The sequence below is a fragment of the Lentilactobacillus curieae genome (assembly GCF_000785105.2).
Lineage (GTDB): Bacteria > Bacillota > Bacilli > Lactobacillales > Lactobacillaceae > Lentilactobacillus > Lentilactobacillus curieae.
The window spans coordinates 990,200-1,009,338 of record NZ_CP018906.1 but is presented as its reverse complement, the minus strand read 5'-3'; the positions used below and the strand labels follow the sequence as shown (position 1 = coordinate 1,009,338).

The following is a 19,139-nucleotide window of genomic DNA, read 5'->3' as shown; positions in this document are numbered from 1 at the left end:
TGGAGTCAGATAGATAGCGTCCGAAGATGCTTTTATCTGGCTCCTATTTTTTGCTTAAAATAAATCCACTAATATTCAGGTGTCCACTTCATTGAATTGACTAAGTTTTCTACCTCATCTTCACTGTGATTACTTACCCCGTCTTTAATTGCTGCCTTCGCAACAGCAACAGCAACGGTTCGAGAAAACTCATCCAATTTTGAAACTGGTGGCAAGACTGCTGCCCCAGGTTTGTCAGTATCCACGATTCCGCCCAATGAATGTGCGGCCGCACTGATCATTGAATCAGACAACACACTTGCTTCCGCTGCAATTGTTCCTAGCGCCAATCCCGGATAAACTAATGCGTTATTGGCCTGGCCAATGTCATAAGTGACTCCTTTATACTCAACTGGTTGACTAGGTATTCCAGTTGCCACTAAGGCCCTACCATCAGACCATCGAAGCACATCATCAGCACTTGCTTCCATTAATTTAGTTGGGTTTGAAATTGGAAAGATTATTGGCCTCTCAGTATGGGCAGCCATTTCTGAAACTACACTTTCAGTGAATGCCCCAGAAACTGTTGATGTTCCCACCAAAATTGTTGGCTGAACTGTCTTAATTACAGATTCTAAATCAGTCAGTTCTTCAGCATTAGCAAACTCATTGCAAGCACGGGCAAATGGTTTTTGCTCTGGTGTCAAAGTTTCATCATCCGCAAACAACAATCCCTGCTTATCAACCAAATAAAAATGTTGTTTTGCTTCATCCGGAGTTAATCCTTGTAAGATCATTTCATCGTAAATGCGCTTCACGATTCCAGCTCCAGCGGTTCCGGCTCCAAAGGAAACGTACTTTTGGTCAGTTAATTTTTGACCAGAGATTTGCAATGCACCCAGAATTCCGGATAACACAATAATTCCTGTTCCCTGAATATCATCATTAAATGTGGTAATTTTATCCTTGTAACGATTTAAAATATTGGCAGCATTTCCCCTACCAAAGTCCTCCCAATGAAGGTAAACCTTTGGAAATAACGTTTCCACCGTATTAACAAATTTATCAATAAAATCATCATATTGTTTGCCGCGAACCCGTTTATGACGGTTACCTAAATACAGCGGATCATCCAACAGACTTTGACGGTTAGTCCCGTCATCGATTACAACTGGCAAAACTTGACTAGGGTCAATTCCGGCAGCTGCGGTATAAACCATTAGCTTACCCACAGAAATATCAACTCCCTGGACACCCCAATCACCAATTCCTAAAATCCCTTCAGAATCACTAACGACAATTAGTCGAATATCCCGACCATTCGCCCCATTCTTCAAGGCGGTCTCAATATTATCCGGTTCGTCGATTGATAAGAATACTGCACCCTGAGGGCGAACGTACCAATGACTGTAATTTTCAATGGTATCAGCAATCGTTGGATCATAAACAATCGGCATTAACTCTTCTATATGTTGACTAAACACTTTGAAAAACAGCGTCCGATTTTCGTTAAAAACGTTCATTAAAAAGAATCGCTTTTCCAAATCACTTTGCTTAGTTTCTAGCAGTTGATAAGTCTCTGCTGCTTGTTCGTCAATCGTCTGAACTCTAGGGGGAACGAGGCCATTAAGTCCAAGCTCATCTCGTTCAGCTTTCGTAAAGCCAGTTCCCTTATTTAAAAAAGGATTATTTAGAATATCCCGTGCATTCATTTGAAGCACCTCTTCTTATTAGTATATCCACATCGTAGTTCACTATAAAAAATATAGTCAAATGGTTTTGTTATGATAAAATTAATTTATATCGAGGTGCTAATTATGCAAACAAAAGATTTACAATACTTCATGAAATTGGTTGAAGATAAAAATTATTCAAAGGTTGCCACCTTTTTCGGCGTATCGCAACCAACGATTTCTTACGCAATTAAGCGTCTGGAAGAAGGCTTAGATACTAAATTAGTGAAGAATGATCCTGGCCACCATGCCCTTGAAATTACTGACTCTGGCTGGCAATTCTATCAGCGCGCCCAAGTTGCCACCCACCAACTAGAATTAGCAAAGCTTGAAATCAAGGAAGCCACGTCTCCCAAGATCAAGTTGGGACTGCCTCCAATTTTAGGAACCTATTTCTTCCCAAAATTCATAAAGGATTTAAAGCAGCATCAATTATTAGCAAAAATCGATGCTCAAACTACTGGTTCGTCCGAAGCCCTTGGGGAACTACTAAAAGGGAATATCAACATTGCCCTGCTAGGTTCAACCACCCCACTCAGTGCTAATGACTTAGAATTGCGACTACTCGGAAAATTTCCATTTACCATAATCACTCCTGAATCCGATACCCGCTTCAAAGAAAACCGGATTGCCTTTAAGGACGCTGCCAGTAGTGACTTCGTTACCTTTGAGGAAGGTTTTGTCCATAATCGTGTCTTTTCTCAACTTAAGCAAACGGTTGGTGTAGAGCCGAAAATTGCGTTTAAGACTACCGAAGCCGAAATCTTAAAGAGAATTGTTGCTGCCGGTGGCGGAATCGCTCTATTAACGAGCTTAGCCGTGACTAAAAATGATAAACTAAGGGAACTTACCCTAACGGATTCGTTCGTTCCCACTTTTAAAGTCTACATTGCGTTTAGAAAGGGATACGTTTTAGATTCGAGTGAGCAAGCATTCATCAATATCATGAGTGATCCCCATACCGGAAAGGAAGAAGTTTAATGACTACTTTGCTTAGAACCCATTCCGCAACAGAATTAACGAAAATGATTAGAAATGGCGATGTTACACCGTTTGAACTAGTAAATGAATTGTTATCAACGATTGATGCAGAAAATTCCCGATTAAATGCCGTCACATCAACTTGGCCGGAAAAAGCTCGTAACTGGGCAACTTCTTTTACCGATCAAGGCCAGCAATTTGCCGGCATCCCAATCCTTTTAAAAGGTCTTGGACAAGGAATCAAAGGTGAACCCGATACTGGAAGCTCTAAGTTGCTTAAAGACGCAGTAGCGGCAGATACTAACAATTTTGTTAAGCAAGTGATTAAAGCTGGGTTTATCCCAGTCGGCGAAACCAACGCCCCTGAATTTGGTTTTAAAAATATCACCGACTCAAAACTTTATGGTGATGCCCATAACCCGTGGAACCTTGATTTTCAGCCAGGTGGATCCTCCGGAGGGGCTGCTGCAGCTGTTAGCGATTCGTGGCTGCCAATTGCAACTGCTTCCGATGGTGGCGGATCGATTAGAATTCCGTCATCATTTTCTGGAGTGATTGGTCTCAAGCCTACGCGTGGGAGAGTCCCTGCTGGGCCAGGAGAATGGCGTGGCTGGCAAGGAGCTGCAATCAACTTTGCCATTTCAAACAATATTCAAGACATAGCGTCAACACTGAATGCACTGAGTGTCGTTCAGATGGCTGCCCCATTCCAGGTTCCATTGCCACCAACCCCATTTGATAGAATCTCTAACCTATCCAAAGATATCAAAATTGCATTTTCAACCAAATCTCCCGTTGGAACCCCGGTCTCTGAAACCGCAATTACTGCCGTAAAGGACGCAGTTGTTTTCTTGGAATCACTTGGGTTCAAGGTTGAAGAACGTGATGCACCGGTCGACGGAACCAAGTTAATGCAAAGCTATTACCAGATGAATGCTGGAGAGACGGCAACCATGTTTGCATCGATGGGACTATCTGATCAAACAATTAAGCAAAATGTAGAAACCCTTAGTTGGGCACTGGGCTACACTGGTCGTGGTGTATCCGCAGTCGATTACAGTAGTTCCCTTACCTTTTGGGATAATGTTGGTGCCGAAATGGACGCCTTCAACACAGAGCATGACCTGTACCTAACTCCTGCCACTGCGCACACCGCTCCTAAAATCGCCGAGCAATTAGTTAGTGAAGAGAATTTTGAAAAGATGCTGCATATTGAGGACTACGATCCAAATGAACAGCTTAATATCATTTGGGATCAGTGGTTACCATCCCTAACTCTTTCACCATTCACCCAGTTGGCAAATATCAGTGGCCAACCCGGTATTAGCCTGCCAACTCATATCAGCGATAATGGAATGCCACTTGGAATCCAATTTATGGCTAGAAAAGGTCGCGAAGATCTTTTGTTAGCTGTTGGAAAATTATTCGAAGATAACGATAAGTTCACACTCTTGCGAGACCCAAAATAAAGAAAATAAAAGACCGCTAAATCCATTAAGATTTAGCGGTCTTCGTTTTTTATTATGAAGCTAAACAAGCAAAGAATTACTTGTTAAGGCCTTCCCACTTCCAGTTTGTTACTTCTGGTAAGTCAGTACCAACTTCACGAATGTAAGCATTGTGCTTGTCAATCGTGTCATTCATACGTTGAATGAAGTAGCTTCCTTTAATTGCATATTCAGGAACGTCTGAAATTGCTTCTTTAGCAAGGTCAAAACGGTCGAGTTGGTTCAATACACGCATATCAAATGGTGTAGTGATATCACCGTTTTCACGGTAACCATGGACGTGTAAGTTATGGTTGTGACGATCGAAGAAGATATCCTTGATCAAACCTTCGAAACCATGGAAGGCGAAGATAACAGGCTTGTCAGTGGTGAACAAGTTGTCAAATTCTTCGTCACTCAATCCACGAGGGTCAACCTTAGGTGAACGAAGCTTCAATAGATCAACAACGTTGATGTAACGAATCTTCAATTCTGGGAATTCCTTGTTCAAGATTGAGATAGCAGCAAGTGCTTCAAGGTTTGGTTCACTACCAGCGGCAGCAAAGACAACATCAGGTTCTTGACCTTGATCAGTAGATGCCCAATCAATGTAGCCAAGACCATTGTGTACCAAGTTAGTTGCTTCTTCAATTGAGTACCATTGTAGACGTGGGTGCTTTGAAGTAACAATCAAGTTAATTTTTTCTTCACTAGCAAATGCAACGTCACCAACAGCAAGCAAGGTGTTAGCATCAGATGGCAAGTATTCACGAATGAATTCTGGCTTCTTTTCAGCTAAGTGAGTAAGCATACCTGGATCTTGGTGAGTGTAACCATTGTGATCTTGTTGGAATACAGTTGATGTATCAACAAAGTTCAATGATGGGTACTTGTTTCTCCAGTTTTGTTCAGCAGCTTTACGTAACCACTTGAAGTGTTGAGTCAACATTGAGTCAACAACCCGTCCAAATGATTCGTATGTGGCAAAGAATCCATGACGGCCAGTCAATACGTAACCTTCAAGCCAACCTTCTGCTTGGTGTTCTGAAAGTTGTGAATCAATGACACGACCACTGTTTGACATGTTTTCATCAAATGTATCATGAATGTCTTCCATCCATTGACGCTTTTGATCGTCAAGTAGGCTGAATAGACGGTTTGATTTAGATTCATCAGGACCGAATCCACGGAAGCTCTTTGGATTGAGTTTAGCAACTTCGTTCAACCAGTCTGACCAAACAACCATGTCTTGGCGTTCTTCATTACCACGCTTGTTAAATTTAACAGCGAAGTCCTTAACGTCTGGCAATACTAATGGCTTAGGATCGATACCACCATTAGTGATTGGGTTAACTGACATCCGACGATCACCCTTAGGGGCAACTTCACGGATTTCATCCTTCAAAGTACCATCATCGTTGAACAATTCTTCTGGCTTGTATGACTTCATCCAGTTTACCAAGATGTCAGCGTGATCCATGTTGTTGGCATCAACAGGAATTGGAATTTGGTGAGCACGGAATGAACCTTCAATAGGGTCACCGTTAAGATCCTTCTTAGGACCAGTCCAGCCCTTAGGTGAACGGAAGACGATCATTGGCCAAGTAGGCAATTTAACGTGATCTGGTGTTTCGTTTTCACGAGCATTCTTTTGAATGGCCTTGATCTTTTCAATAACTGTATCCAATGTCTTTGAGAAGTCTTCAGCAACTTTGAGGTAGTCATCGTTACCATCAGTTTCAACAAAGTGAGCTTCCCAACCCATACCACCAAAGTAATTAGTCAACTCTTCATCAGTCATCCGTGAAAGAATTGTTGGGTTAGAAATCTTAGCACCGTTCATGTTAATGATTGGTAGAACAGCACCATCAGTAATTGGGTTAATGAATTTATCTGAGAACCATGATGCAGCTAATGGACCAGTTTCTGATTCACCATCACCAATTTCAACAGCGGCAATTACGTCAGGGTTATCAAAGATAGCACCAACACCGTGTGAAAGTGAGTATCCAAGTTCTCCACCTTCATGGATTGAACCTGGAGTTTCAGGGGCAGCATGTGAAGCAACTCCACCTGGGAATGAGAATTGCTTAAACAGTCTTGCCATACCTTCTTCATCTTGAGAGATGTTAGGGTAAATGTCAGAATATGAGCCGTCAAGGTATGAGTTTGAAACCATAACTTGGCCACCGTGACCTGATCCTTCAATATAGAACATGTTCAAGTCGTACTTGTTAATAACACGATCTAATTGAGCATAAATGAAGTTCTGAGAAACAATAGTTCCCCAGTGACCAATAGGCTTAACTTTTACGTCTTCAGCCTTTAGAGGTTCTTTTAATAATGGGTTCTTACGCAAGTATAGTTGACCTACTGAAAGATAATTAGCAGCACGCCAATACTTGTCAACAAGTTCCAAATACTCTTTGGAATCGTAATCTACAGCCATGAATTAACACTCCTTTTATTTTTAGCAGCATATTGTGCATCGAATGCTCGTAAAATTCACCAATTAGATAATTGATCAACTTACACCTCTAATAATAATCAAAGAAAACCAAAAGTCAACTTTTGCGTAAATTGATACGGTCCAATTCTTAAATCTCAAAAAACAATCCATGCGACAGTGCCATTATGTATCTAAAAACCGCAATCGTCTAGTGTTTTCAGTAAAAAAAGGTGCCATTTTTTCTCAAAAATGATGGCGCTTACCAGTTGGGTTTATCCTGACCAAAACTGCTGGAAAAAATATTTAATTAAAAATGGACAAAAAAGAGCAACGATAATTTCTTGAAATTATCGTTGCTCTTTATCCAAACACTTACTATAGACTAATCGTCTAAATCGACGAACGTATTGTAATTTAAATATTTATAGTGGAGTCGCATGTTTGAAACCTCAAATGGGGTTCCATCATCAAGGAAGAAAATTCCTTCCATCACCCCAACCGGTTCCACTGGTTTCAGCCCAAGAAGTTCATGGTCTTCATCCCTGGAAGGTTCGGCCTTAATTGACATAAACGATTTCGTAACTGATTTTCCAGTCGTATCTTCAAAATAATTAAAGATTGAACCCTCAACGACTTCTTTAGTCAATTCTGGGGCAACCCGAATTGGGATATAGCCTAACTCAATCATAAACGGTTGATCTTCAAACGTTCTAAGCCGCTTGATTTGGTACACAAAATCCCCCGGTTTCAAAAACAACTCCGTTTGTAAATCTTCGTCCGCAGTTACGACTTTGAAATCTAACAATTTAATTTGGGGAATCTTGCCGTTGCTCTTAAAACTATCGGTAACCCCCAAATTTGATCCTTCGTACTGAAAAATAGACTGGTTCTTTTGATACAGTGGGTTGATAAACGTACCTGATCCCCGTTTTTTAAAAATGATTCCCTGATTTGCAAGCACATTAAGAGCTCGTTTAACGGAACTTCGGCTCACCCCGTAGGACTCACTAAGGCTTCGTTCATCAGGTAACCGCTTATTTTTGAATTCGTTATTCTCAATTCGCCGCTTTAAGTCGGTCATAATATTGCGATAAACTAAATCCACCATTTCTTCTCCTTAAAAAATTCGTTCGTTTGAACTACCAATGCTAAAGTATAACAGATATTTATAACTAGACCATAAGTAAATCACCTTTATGATGTGATAAAATTAGCTCGAGGTGTTTTAAAATGGCAAAAAAGAAGCAAAAGAAAGCTCACAAAACTTTAGTTGAACAGATTCTAGATAAAAACAAAATTTCGTTTGAACAAATGGAATTTCCAACCCATCAAGAGGGCGATGTCGCTCAACTCAGCGTTGATCACATTGGCCAAGATGAACACACGATTTACAAAACACTCGTGCTGACAGGAAATAACACTGGCCCAGTTGTTGGGGTTCTTCCGGTTGATAAGCACCTAAGTTACAAAAAATTAGCCAAGGCATCAGGAAACAAAAAGGTTGGTATGGTGCCCCTTAAAGACCTGCTAAAAACAACTGGTTACGAACATGGCGCTAACACTCCAGTCGGAATTTGGGAAAAATTCCATTACCCAATCTACATTGATCAAGAGGCCAAGGAAATGGGAGAAATCATTGTTTCTTCTGGTCAGATTGGCCGCTCAGTCAAGCTGAATGCGGAGGATTTAGCCAATCTCGTCCACGCTGATTTCATTGATTTAGAGGAGTAATTTAATGCTCATTCAAATCTTTGAAAACATTTTGATCGTAATTGTGCTCCTTTTCGGAGTACCTTTTTTGTTTACGGTGATGCTGTCCAAATTAAATCAAGAAACCAAAAGTCTAGTTGCTAGCCACTTAGGGATTCGCAGTCAGGTATTTATTGGCGGAATCGGCGTCATGATTCACGAAGCTTCACACTGGCTAATGGCGTTGATTTTTAGACACCGAATCGACTCAGTCCGGCTGATTAAGTTTCCCACCCAAGATGAGCCAACCCTTGGATACGTTAATCATAGCTGGGACCCCAATAGCATTTACCAGCGGACTGGTAACCTGTTTATTGGTTTGGCCCCAACGTTTGGATGTTCCTTAATTATGTTATTGGCATACAAAATCCTGTTTCCAATCAGCTTTAGCTCCGCAATTTTAGCCGTTAAAAATAGTGATTTACAGGCGTTTTCGCTTCCAGAATTTAGTGTTGCCGGCTATGTAATCTTTATTCTACTGGCAATCACCATTTGTGTTGGCGGATTTGACCTGAGTTCCGCTGATTTTAATAACGCTAAGCAAGGACTCATCCCCGCTCTTATAACAATTATTGTAATTACCGTCCTTTTAAGCCTGACATCCCTATTTTCTGGAATGCTAACCGGAATTATTCACTTTACCATCGGGATTGCCATTATCTTAGCTTTTAACTTAGTGATTTCAATAATCATCAACTGGCTGGCAAAACTAGTCTAATTATTTTTTGCCGTTCCATTCATCGTAAAATTCTGCCAGAAAATCGAGCATCACCTGCTGGCGTCTCTCGGCAATCTCTGTTGCGGTGTTAGTATTTAACTGATCTTTTAACTTCAACAATTTTTCATAAAAATGGTTAATCACGGTATTTCGCTTACGGTACTCAGTCTTATCCATTTCCTTGCGAGGCATGATTCTTGGATCATACATTATCTCCCCAAAGTGGCCGCCAAAATAAAACGTCCGGGCAATTCCAATCGCCCCAATGGCGTCAAGGCGGTCAGCGTCCTGAACAATTTGTCCCTCTAGTGAAAGTACGTGTTTTGACTTTAAATTGGCACTATATGACATATTTTCAATAATGCTAAAGACTGATGAAATAAATTCATCTTGATATCCCATCGATGATAATAATTTTTTGATTTCTGCCTTTTTGGCCTCTGGATTATCAGTAACCTTATCATCAATCACATCGTGAAGATAAGCTGATATCAAGACAAGTTCCTCGTTTGCGGGTTCACCTTCGATTATCAATTTGGCAAGGTTAACCACCCGCTTAATATGTTGATAATCATGGCCAGACGTCTCGTGGCCTAGCTCTCCTCTAACAAACTCATCAATTTTTCTTAAATTAGCGTTCATACTCTGCCCCACTTAACGTTTTTATATCTATTAATTATACCCCATATCAAATCTATTAAAGGACTTGACCTCATGAAACAAAACATTATTTCCGATCAAGCATTTTTAGCTCAGCCCTCCCAACCAGTCACTCCAGCTGACAAGCAACACGTCACCGATTTGATTGACACAATTAAAGCAAACTCAGACAGGGCCGTTGGCTTAGCTGCAAATATGATTGGTGTTCAAAAACAGATAATCGTATTCCAACTGGGAATTATGAGCGTTCCAATGCTAAATCCCAAAATTATCAGCAAGACAGGCAAGTACGTTACGACTGAAGGCTGTCTTTCCTTACCCGGAGAACGAGAAACTACCCGCTATTCCACAATTACCGTTAGATATCAGGATCAGAATTTTAAACAGCATACCCAGGAGTTCACTGATTTCACTGCCCAAATCATCCAGCATGAAGTCGATCACTGCAACGGAATAATTATTTAATTTAGCTAAAAGTAGGGAGTGAGACAGAAAGCATACTAAGATGCTTTCGTCGTCCCACCCCCGCAGAGAGCGGTACAGAAATCTTTGATTTCGTCTTAGCGCCCCAGCAAGAACAACAAGTATTGAATTCTACGAATAGTAGGATTCAAACTTGATGTTTACTGCAGACCAACAGTAACTGAGAGTCATGAGAAATGGCTCTCAGTCCTGATGGTTACTGCGTGTAGCAACTATCTGAATAGAAGAAAAAGATGCCGTTATAATTTCACTTTTTGAAATTATAACAGCATTTTTTTCGTTGAGCCTTGTTCTGTCCCACTCCCTACTCCTATTAATCTATCGCTTATCCCAATCGATTTTACCCTGTCGATCAAGGATTTGATCAATTTCTTTTAATTCATCGGTAGAAAATTCAAGATTCTTTAATGCAGCTACATTATCCGCAATTTGTTCTGGACGACTTGCTCCAATTAAGACGCTCGCCACCTCAGGCTCTCTCAAATTCCAAGCCAAGGCCATCTCTGCTAAAGTTTGTCCTCGTTGACCTGCCAATTCATTTAACTGTTTAACGGTCGCTACAGTCTCTTCGACTTGAGCAGGACTTAAGAATGGACTTGAACTCTTGCTTGCCCGAGAATCACTTGGAACACCATTTAGGTACTTATCCGTCAGCAACCCTTGTGATAGTGAACTAAAGCCGACTGCAGCCTTCCCAAGTTTCTTAAGAACTGGAAATAGGTCAGATTCAGCAGTTCGGTTAAACATATTGTATCTTGGCTGAGAAATCACAAATGGGGTGCCTAATTTTTCAAACACCTTGGCAATTTCTTCGGTTTGTTTGCCATTATAATTGGAAATTCCTACATAAAGTGCCTTTCCTTCAGTTACTAACTGGTTCAACGCTCTTGCAGTTTCTTCCACTGGTGTTTCGGGATCAGGGCGATGGGTATAAAAGATATCGACATAGTCTAGTCCCATCCGCTGCAAGGATTGATCAGCACTGGCGATAATACTCTTGCGTGAACCCCAATCTCCATATGGTCCCGGCCACATCACATAACCCGCCTTTGAAGCAATAATCATTTCATCTCGGTACGATTTCATATCCGTTGCCATGATTCGACCGAAGTTCTCCTCTGCACTTCCAGGAATTGGTCCGTAATTGTTTGCCAAATCAAAGTAAGTGATTCCGGAATCAAACGCCGCATGAATAATCTGCTTTTGGTTTTCAAAGTCATCAACACTACCAAAATTGTGCCAAAGTCCTAAAGCTAATGCGGAAATCTTTAACCCGCTTTTGCCAACTCGATTGTATTTCATCTGATCATAACGCTTGCTATTAGCTAGATACATTTTTTCGTCCCCTTTACAATTATCTTCCTTAAGGGTACAACTTAAAGTAAACTTTAAGTCAAAGGAACGCTTATGAAAACTTACTCAATCAGTGAAGTTGCCGAAAAATATCAATTACAGGCCTCAACTTTGCGGTATTACGAACAACTTGGTCTGATATTTAACGTCCCTAGGAGTCATGGAAGACGCATCTATAACGATAATCATTTAAGCAGACTGAGTACGATTTGTTGCTTTAAAAACGCCGGCATGAACTTAACTGAGATTAAGGAACTTTTTGAGCTTGATTCTGACAGCAAAAATACCGAACTAATCTGCAATATTTTGGCTGAACGCGAGCAAAAGATAGCTCAGACAATTGCTGAACTGCAAGAGAATCAACGCCATCTGAATCGCAAAATTGCGTACTACCAAGCAATCAAAAGGGCAGAAGAAACTGGAAAACCCAGGCCAGAGTGGAAGGAATACAAGCAGTTGTAATTACTGATTATTTTCGCCAAAAAAGAGCTACGATGTTCAACATCGTAGCTCTTTGTTATTTATAAACAATTATATTAATCGCTTATTTTTTCTTTTCAACGCCTTTTCCATCGTATTCATCGATCATGATTTGCTTCAAATCAGCCATCAATGGTTCCTTTGGATTAGCAGTAGTACATTGATCTTCGTAAGCAAGAACTGAGAGACGGTCAACAGCCTTTTCAAATTGCTTCTTGTCGACACCCCATGCCTTTAAGCTTAGAGTTACGCCAACTTTGTGAGCAAGGTCAATAATCTTGTTAACCAAAGCTTCGATCAATTCTTCATCATTCTTACCACTCAAGCCAATGTAACGAGCAATTTCTGCGTAGTCTTTGTTTGCGCGGAAGTATTCGTACTTAGGCCATACGGCGATCTTTTCTGGTAATTTAGCATTAAATCTGATTACGTGTGGCATAGTGATTGCAATTGCAATTCCGTGGGTCAAACCAAATTCTCCACCAAGTTTGTGGGCAATTGAGTGGTTGATTCCTAGGAATGCGTTACCGAATGCCATACCTGCAAGGGTAGCTGCGTTATGCATTTCTGCACGGGCGTCAGCATCACCTTGGTATGATTTTTCCAAGTTTTCAAATACTAACTTGATTGCTTGTAGTGACAATGGTCTTGTGTAATCTGAAGCCATAGTTGAAACGAATGATTCAATTCCGTGGCAAAGAGTATCAAGTCCTGATGCCGCAACTGTTCCCTTTGGTACAGTTTCAACGAATTGAGGGTCGACAATGGCAACGTCTGGAGTCAATGCGTAGTCAGCTAATGGGTACTTAACATGGGTCTTTGAGTCAGTAATAACAGCAAATGGAGTTACTTCTGAACCAGTACCTGAAGTAGTTGGGATAGCAATCATTTGGGCCTTACGTGGCTTGTTAAAGCGGTAAGCACGTTTTCTGATATCAATGAACTTTTGCTTTGCGCCGAAGAAGCTAGTATCTGGATCTTCGTAGAACAACCACATGTTCTTAGCGGCATCAAGTGGTGAACCACCACCTAAAGCAATAATGGTATCAGGTTCAAAGGCACGCATTTGAGCAACACCCTTGTTAACTGTATCAGTTGATGGGTCTGGTTCAACATCTGAGAAGAGTGAGTATTGAATTTCGTTAGGACGACGTTTCAATTCATCCAGAACCTTATCAACGTATCCATGTTCAACCATACCTGGTGTGGTTACGATGAATACCTTGTTGATGCCTGGCATGTCATCGAGGTAGCGAATAGAAGTCTTTTCAAAGTAAACTCTTGGTAATTTAACCCATTGCATATTATTTCGTCTCTTTGCGATAGTTTTGATGTTTAGTAGATCGTAATCAGTAACGTTATGAGAAATTGAGTTAGCACCCCATGAACCAGTACCTAAAGTAAGTGATGGTGTCATTTCGTTGTACAAGTTACCAATTCCACCAAAACCACCTGGTGTGTTAACTAGAACTCTGGCTGCCTTCATCTTCTTACCGTATTCAAGTGCCAAGTCATCGTCGGTAGTTTGAATAGCAGCAGTGTGTCCGAGACCACCATAGTTCAATAATTTTTCAGCAAGGTCAAATGCTTCTTTATGATCAGCTGACTTGAAGACACTGATAACTGGTGAAAGTTTTTCACCTGAAAGTGGTTCCTTGATTCCAATCTTGTTAATTTCAACGGCTAACACTTTAGTGTTGTCAGGAACTTTAATTCCGGCCATTTCAGCAATCTTCTTAGCTGGTTGACCAGCGATTGGTCCAAGAACATTTCCTTTTTCTTGGTTAAACATTGTTTCAGAAAGTTTCTTGTGATCTGCCTTCTTAACGAAGAATACACCATTTCTTTCCAATTCATGTTTAACAACATCGTAAATATCTGCATCGATAATGGCACTGTTTTCAGTGGCACAAATCATTCCGTTATCAAAAGTCTTTGAAAGAACTAAATCGTTAACTGCGCGAAGAATGTTAGCAGTCTTTTCGATATATACGGGACCATTACCAGGACCAACACCTAAGGCTGGTTTACCAGTTGAGTAAGCTGCCTTAACCATGCCGGGACCACCAGTTGCTAATGTTGAGGCAACGCCTGGGTGGTTGATCAACTTGTTAGTAGCTTCAATACTTGGTTCTGTAATCCATTGGATTGCACCTTCAGGAGCACCAGCAGCAATTGCGGCATCACGGACAACCTTTGCGGCTGCAATTGATGACTTCAATGCTTGTGGGTGGAAACTAAAGATGATTGGGTTTCTTGTCTTCATTGCGATAATTGACTTAAACAATGCAGTTGAAGTTGGGTTAGTAACTGGAGTAATTCCGGCTAAAACACCAAGAGGTTCTGCAACAGTAATCAATTGACGTTCGCGGTCATCTTTGATAACCCCAACAGTCTTGTGTTCGCGAATGCTGTGCCAAATTTCTTCTGTGGCATACATGTTTTTAATTGCTTTATCTTCTGCAACACCACGGCCAGTTTCTTCAGCTGCCATAATGGCAAGGTCCATATGCTTGTCTTGGCCAGCCATAACCATTTGGTGTGTAATGTAATCGACTTTTTCTTGGTCAAACGAATCCATAATCTCGAGAGCTTTTTGAGCTTTTTCAACTAAACCATTGATCATTGTATCTACATCAGTTGTTTTTTTGTTTTCTACTTTGTTCTCAATCATGAGCTGCCTCCAAAAATGGTTTGTTATTTATTTCACAAGATTATAATAACACGAATATTTTCAATGTAAATAGTTTTTGCTCAAAAAATCACAAAAAGTGAAAATAAAAAATGTAACCATTGATATCTCAATCTTTGGCTACATTTCTTACTTACTAAAGTTTGTTCAATTTCTTGAAAGCGATTACATTGCCTATATGTGAACCTGTTCACTAGCTCTTCAGTTGCGGTAATGGCTTCTTGATTATATCCAAAAGTTTCTCAGATTGGACCCTATCTATAACAACATTGGCTGCAACTTGCATTAATTTTTCGTTCAAATCTTTTTCTTCTAAAGCACGATTAGAAATATTATCGATGTTCTTAAATGAAAAAGTCAGCCGCTTTATAAAATTATCATATGCCTGCTGAGGATACATGTTAGCAGTAACCTGATCGATTGCATGCCGAATGGTGCCCAAAGAAAACGCTGGTTTAAGCAAACTAATCATAATGATGTCCGCAATTTGCATTGTCTGGTACTTTTTCTTAACTGGGGCAATTATTGCCTTATTTTTTACGTAGTTGTTGACCATCGCTGGAGTTACTGGAGAGATGCCAATTTGTCCAAGAACTCCATTAACAAACGCCGTCACTTGATCCATGTATAAATCAAACTTTGGTAGTTCTGACCACAAGGGCAGTTCTACCTTTTTTAGGTCCTGTTCCCACTTTTGATATTGAGCTTCTTTATCTGTCATAGCACACCTCTACTGATTGAGTTAATTACTACATCTAGTGTACAACACTAGATGTTCTGGTTCCAATTAAACGTGGCTTTTCTTCAATCTTCTTCGCTCCCGGGCATCCATAATCTTGCTGATTAATCCCTGGGCAAATAAATAGATTGGATATGCTGTGGCAATCAGTGGAATTGCAATCCACCAGACAACCGGATTAAACAGTGAAACTAGCGAGAATAAGTTATTAAAGAACACTACAATTAGCAAGAATGCCGCCAGTACGGCCACATCTAAAGCAATCTTTAAACGGTTGAATGGCCGCGATACCAACACTAACGCCAGCCAGCAAATTGCCCCTGTAATCAAAACACACAGCGTTGAGGTAAAGCGATAGTTTAGTCCAAAAATAACCCCAATTCCTTGAATGATCACGATGTACCCGACGATACATGCCGCCGCTGGTGCGGAAATAATCAACACTTGGCGCATAAACTGGTTAGTGATTCTTGCAAAGTTTGGCTGTAATGCCAGTACAAACGATGGGATTCCTACCATTAAGGTCGTAATCGGTGTTAACTGGATTGGTTCAAATGGATAATTGTTTTGGAAAAACATGAAGAGAATCGATAACGCAACGGAGTACATTGTCTTAATCAAATACATTGCGGCGACCCGTTGGATGTTATTAATAACCCGCCGACCTTCGTTCAGAACCCCAATCATGGCATCAAAATTGGAATCAATCAAAACAAAGTCCGCAATACTTTTAGTACTCTCACTTCCAGATGCCATGGCAATTCCACAGTCAGCCTGTCTCAGTGCCAAAATATCGTTAACACCATCACCCGTCATCGCCACGGTATGTTTATCTTCTTGGAGTCCACTGATCAACCGTTTTTTCTGATCTGGAGTTACCCGACCAAACACAACGTTTTCTGAAGCAAGTTTGCCAAAATCATCGTCATCGCTAACCTTCGACATATCAATATAGTCACGCGCGTTGCTAATGCCAGCGTTATTGGCGATGGTAGAAACAGTGACCGGATCATCCCCTGAAATCACCTTAATATCTACATCCTGATTTCTAAAGAAATCAAACGTGCTTTGAGCATTTGGACGAATAACGTCACTAATCAACAACAATCCCAAAAGTTCTGGGGTAGGTAATGATTTTTCCGTCTCTAACTGATCAGCTTTAGCTACAGCTAAAACCCGATAGCCGTTTTTGGCTTCCTGATCGATTTGAGATTGAACCTTTGTATCTAAGTTTTTAAAGATAAATTGGGGAGCTCCGAGGATAAAGGCTCCTTGACCGGCAACCTCGACCCCACTCCATTTACGTTCCGAAGAAAATGCTTCAACTTTTGAAACTTCTTGATTAGGATCAGCGATTTCTGACTTAATCGCCATTGCCGTTTCGTTACTGTCACCCGTTCCGTACGAAATGGTGGCAACTATCTTTCTCAGCTGATCATCTGAAATTCCAGCTGCCATCGGAATCAAGCGCTCAAATTTCAAATCACCACTGGTGATTGTTCCGGTTTTATCCAAACAAATTGTGTCAACACGAGCTAACGCTTCAATTGCGGGAAGGTCACGAACCAACGTCCGTTTCCGAGCCAAAGCCATTGCTGAAACTGCCAGTGTCATCGAGGTTAATAGAACTAATCCTTCTGGGATCATTCCAATCATCGCAGCAACGGTTCCTAAAATGGAGCGATTAATCCCCAATCCCTGATTGAGCTTAACCATAAACAAAATAATCCCTAAAGGAATAATGACGAAGGTTAACACCTTGATGATTCTGTTGATAGTATTCAATAAAATACTTGGAGCATCTTTACCCTGTTTGGCTTCGTCAGAAAGGTGGTTAACAAAAGTATCTTTTCCAACTTTAGTTACCAACATTTTTCCAGAGCCACCAACAAGATAACTACCAGAAGTTAGTTCATCCGCCTTTTCCTTAGTGATGGTCTTGGCCTCACCAGTAATTTGCGACTCATCAACCTGCATTGACCGGCTCGCAACCACTTGGCCATCCACAGGGACTTGGTCTCCACGGGATAGTTGAACAATGTCACCCAAAACAATTTCTTCAGACAGAACTTCAACTTCCTTACCATCCCTAATAACAACGTTTTTACCTTCGGCCAAAAGCACCATCTTGTCGACCTGACGCTTCGAACGAATTTCTTGGATAATACCGATTACTGTATTGAAAAAGGCAATTCCCAGGAAGAGTAGGTTCTTATAACTACCCGTATAAAACACCAGAGCTCCAAGGACCACGTTGATTAAGTTGAACAACGTGAAGATGTTATCTGACAGAATCTGTTTAACGCTTCTTGTCAGCGACTGTTCTGCAATGTTTTTGTTTCCAGCTTCGATTTGTTGATGAACTTGACTCGTGGTTAAGCCCTGTTCAACATTCACATCTGATAATTTAATGGCGGCCATTGGCTTAACTCCTCTCTTTAACATTCTATTGTACAAAAATCCGCTTAAAAAACCCATTTTTAGTGTTCAATTATTAAAGTTTTAAGAATTAGCAATTTATTGATTTACCAGTCTTAGGCAATCATTTATGATAAAATGTAAGCGTTACCCAAGGAGGACAATTAAATGAGTGAAATTACAAACAATACATATCAATTAGCAGATGGCAACTCAATCCCAATGATGGGATTCGGAACGTACTTATTAGATGATGCTGAAAAAATGGATACAGCGGTTAAGGCGGCCTATGAAGCAGGATATCGTCTGTTTGATACAGCCCAGCTATACCAAAATGAGCGTTTACTCGGTGAAGCAATTAGAAAGTTAGGTATCAGTAGAGACAAGATTTTCATTACCGACAAAATCACCGAAATGAATCAGGGTTATGATCTAACAATCAATAGTGCAGACTATTCTCTCCAGCAGATGGGAACTGACTATTTTGACTTACTTTTGGTTCACTGGCCAATTTCAGATAAGTTTTTCGACACTTGGCGTGCCTTTGAAGAACTGAAAAAGCAAGGGAAAGCCAAATCCATTGGAGTATCAAACTTTACCCAAGCTCACTTGCAATTGTTAAAGACTCAAGCCAATGAGATGCCGGTACTTAACCAAATCGAAACTCATCCCTACTTAACCCAACAACCAATGATCGACTTTGATAAACAAGAGTCAATTTTGACACAAGCCTGGAGCCCTCTCGGCAGAGGCTTGGTCCTAGAAGATCCGATGATCAAAAAGATTGCTGATCATCATGACCGTTCAATTGCCCAAGTGATTTTAAGGTGGCAATTGCAACGTGGTGTAGCAATCATTCCGAAGTCAAAAACCGTTTCCCGCGTCAAAGAAAACATCCAACTGGACTTCGAGCTCAGCGATGACGAAATGACAATGATTGATATCCTCGACAAAAACCAAAGAACTGGTAATGAGCCAGAGCTGGTTTATGAGAAGGGTAAGCAATACTAAACATTTTTACGGTCCGTGCATAACTATCATTTCAGAAACTATAACTAAAACAATCTAAGCTTAGATCTAGATAGAGATGATTAACTTCATCCTCTATCTAGATCTTTTTTAGTTACACTGTTTATTAAGTTTTGTATTCAAATAAGTAAACATTCGTTAAAAGCCATAGCTTAATCGTGGATTAGTTGTATATTAAGGTCAATTGAT

General features: G+C 40.6%; 15 protein-coding genes. 7 read left to right on the top strand and 8 right to left on the bottom strand.

Annotated elements, in window-relative coordinates:
• Window positions 1–68 precede the first annotated feature (68 nt).
• On the bottom strand, window positions 69–1,691 hold the full coding sequence (locus PL11_RS04815; RefSeq protein WP_035167743.1) for a malolactic enzyme: 1,623 nt from the start codon (window positions 1,689–1,691) through the stop codon (window positions 69–71).
• Between the two features lie 105 nt (window positions 1,692–1,796).
• Between PL11_RS04815 and PL11_RS04810 the strand changes: the two genes are divergently transcribed.
• Window positions 1,797–2,693, top strand: coding sequence for a LysR family transcriptional regulator (locus tag PL11_RS04810; RefSeq protein ID WP_052127813.1), 897 nt, complete (start codon window positions 1,797–1,799; stop codon window positions 2,691–2,693).
• A complete protein-coding gene (locus PL11_RS04805; RefSeq protein ID WP_035167742.1) occupies window positions 2,693–4,162 on the top strand; it encodes an amidase family protein in 1,470 nt (489 codons plus the stop codon). The genes PL11_RS04810 and PL11_RS04805 overlap by 1 nt, the downstream gene beginning before the upstream one ends.
• Window positions 4,163–4,238: 76 nt before the next feature.
• Here the strand turns inward: PL11_RS04805 and PL11_RS04800 are convergent, their stop codons facing one another.
• Together PL11_RS04800 and PL11_RS04795 are read right to left on the bottom strand one after the other, a co-directional pair.
• Window positions 4,239–6,629, bottom strand: a complete 2,391-nt coding sequence (locus PL11_RS04800; RefSeq protein ID WP_035167741.1) for a phosphoketolase family protein — start codon at window positions 6,627–6,629, stop codon at window positions 4,239–4,241.
• Between the two features lie 382 nt (window positions 6,630–7,011).
• Window positions 7,012–7,737, bottom strand: a complete 726-nt coding sequence (locus PL11_RS04795; RefSeq protein ID WP_035167739.1) for a GntR family transcriptional regulator — start codon at window positions 7,735–7,737, stop codon at window positions 7,012–7,014.
• A 122-nt stretch (window positions 7,738–7,859) separates the two neighbouring features.
• On the opposite strand from PL11_RS04795, the gene ybaK reads away from it, so the two are divergent.
• On the top strand, window positions 7,860–8,360 hold the full coding sequence (gene ybaK / locus PL11_RS04790; RefSeq protein ID WP_035167738.1) for a Cys-tRNA(Pro) deacylase: 501 nt from the start codon (window positions 7,860–7,862) through the stop codon (window positions 8,358–8,360).
• 4 nt (window positions 8,361–8,364) lie between these two features.
• Window positions 8,365–9,096 carry a hypothetical protein gene (locus PL11_RS04785; RefSeq protein WP_035167737.1) on the top strand — a complete coding sequence of 244 codons (732 nt, stop codon included), beginning with the start codon at window positions 8,365–8,367 and terminating at the stop codon, window positions 9,094–9,096.
• Here the strand turns inward: PL11_RS04785 and PL11_RS04780 are convergent, their stop codons facing one another.
• On the bottom strand, window positions 9,097–9,738 hold the full coding sequence (locus tag PL11_RS04780; protein ID WP_035167736.1) for an HD domain-containing protein: 642 nt from the start codon (window positions 9,736–9,738) through the stop codon (window positions 9,097–9,099).
• Window positions 9,739–9,810: 72 nt separating this feature from the next.
• On the opposite strand from PL11_RS04780, the gene PL11_RS04775 reads away from it, so the two are divergent.
• On the top strand, window positions 9,811–10,221 hold the full coding sequence (locus PL11_RS04775) for a peptide deformylase (protein WP_035167735.1): 411 nt from the start codon (window positions 9,811–9,813) through the stop codon (window positions 10,219–10,221).
• Window positions 10,222–10,557: 336 nt separating this feature from the next.
• Here PL11_RS04775 and PL11_RS04770 read toward each other — a convergent pair whose 3' ends face one another.
• Window positions 10,558–11,574 carry an aldo/keto reductase gene (locus tag PL11_RS04770; protein ID WP_035167733.1) on the bottom strand — a complete coding sequence of 339 codons (1,017 nt, stop codon included), beginning with the start codon at window positions 11,572–11,574 and terminating at the stop codon, window positions 10,558–10,560.
• Between the two features lie 72 nt (window positions 11,575–11,646).
• Between PL11_RS04770 and PL11_RS04765 the strand changes: the two genes are divergently transcribed.
• A complete protein-coding gene (locus PL11_RS04765) occupies window positions 11,647–12,054 on the top strand; it encodes a MerR family transcriptional regulator (protein ID WP_035167732.1) in 408 nt (135 codons plus the stop codon).
• An 82-nt stretch (window positions 12,055–12,136) separates the two neighbouring features.
• Here PL11_RS04765 and adhE read toward each other — a convergent pair whose 3' ends face one another.
• The 3 genes from adhE to PL11_RS04750 form a co-directional block, all read right to left on the bottom strand.
• Window positions 12,137–14,746 (bottom strand): bifunctional acetaldehyde-CoA/alcohol dehydrogenase, encoded by a 2,610-nt coding sequence (gene adhE, locus PL11_RS04760; RefSeq protein ID WP_035167731.1) that lies wholly within the window; start codon window positions 14,744–14,746, stop codon window positions 12,137–12,139.
• A gap of 211 nt (window positions 14,747–14,957) precedes the next feature.
• A complete protein-coding gene (locus PL11_RS04755) occupies window positions 14,958–15,485 on the bottom strand; it encodes a DUF1836 domain-containing protein (protein ID WP_035167729.1) in 528 nt (175 codons plus the stop codon).
• 66 nt (window positions 15,486–15,551) lie between these two features.
• A complete protein-coding gene (locus PL11_RS04750) occupies window positions 15,552–17,924 on the bottom strand; it encodes an HAD-IC family P-type ATPase (RefSeq protein ID WP_035167728.1) in 2,373 nt (790 codons plus the stop codon).
• A 165-nt stretch (window positions 17,925–18,089) separates the two neighbouring features.
• On the opposite strand from PL11_RS04750, the gene PL11_RS04745 reads away from it, so the two are divergent.
• Window positions 18,090–18,932, top strand: a complete 843-nt coding sequence (locus PL11_RS04745; RefSeq protein WP_078256918.1) for an aldo/keto reductase — start codon at window positions 18,090–18,092, stop codon at window positions 18,930–18,932.
• The last annotated feature ends 207 nt before the right edge of the window (window positions 18,933–19,139 follow it).

Bases quoted from the DNA above. Each gene is read 5' to 3' on its own strand.
- PL11_RS04815 (WP_035167743.1), bottom strand. From the start codon at position 1,691: ATGAATGCACGGGATATTCTAAATAATCCTTTTTTAAATAAGGGAACT.
- PL11_RS04810 (WP_052127813.1), top strand. From the start codon at position 1,797: ATGCAAACAAAAGATTTACAATACTTCATGAAATTGGTTGAAGATAAA.
- PL11_RS04805 (WP_035167742.1), top strand. From the start codon at position 2,693: ATGACTACTTTGCTTAGAACCCATTCCGCAACAGAATTAACGAAAATG.
- PL11_RS04800 (WP_035167741.1), bottom strand. From the start codon at position 6,629: ATGGCTGTAGATTACGATTCCAAAGAGTATTTGGAACTTGTTGACAAG.
- PL11_RS04795 (WP_035167739.1), bottom strand. From the start codon at position 7,737: ATGGTGGATTTAGTTTATCGCAATATTATGACCGACTTAAAGCGGCGA.
- ybaK (WP_035167738.1), top strand. From the start codon at position 7,860: ATGGCAAAAAAGAAGCAAAAGAAAGCTCACAAAACTTTAGTTGAACAG.
- PL11_RS04785 (WP_035167737.1), top strand. From the start codon at position 8,365: ATGCTCATTCAAATCTTTGAAAACATTTTGATCGTAATTGTGCTCCTT.
- PL11_RS04780 (WP_035167736.1), bottom strand. From the start codon at position 9,738: ATGAACGCTAATTTAAGAAAAATTGATGAGTTTGTTAGAGGAGAGCTA.
- PL11_RS04775 (WP_035167735.1), top strand. From the start codon at position 9,811: ATGAAACAAAACATTATTTCCGATCAAGCATTTTTAGCTCAGCCCTCC.
- PL11_RS04770 (WP_035167733.1), bottom strand. From the start codon at position 11,574: ATGTATCTAGCTAATAGCAAGCGTTATGATCAGATGAAATACAATCGA.
- PL11_RS04765 (WP_035167732.1), top strand. From the start codon at position 11,647: ATGAAAACTTACTCAATCAGTGAAGTTGCCGAAAAATATCAATTACAG.
- adhE (WP_035167731.1), bottom strand. From the start codon at position 14,746: ATGATTGAGAACAAAGTAGAAAACAAAAAAACAACTGATGTAGATACA.
- PL11_RS04755 (WP_035167729.1), bottom strand. From the start codon at position 15,485: ATGACAGATAAAGAAGCTCAATATCAAAAGTGGGAACAGGACCTAAAA.
- PL11_RS04750 (WP_035167728.1), bottom strand. From the start codon at position 17,924: ATGGCCGCCATTAAATTATCAGATGTGAATGTTGAACAGGGCTTAACC.
- PL11_RS04745 (WP_078256918.1), top strand. From the start codon at position 18,090: ATGAGTGAAATTACAAACAATACATATCAATTAGCAGATGGCAACTCA.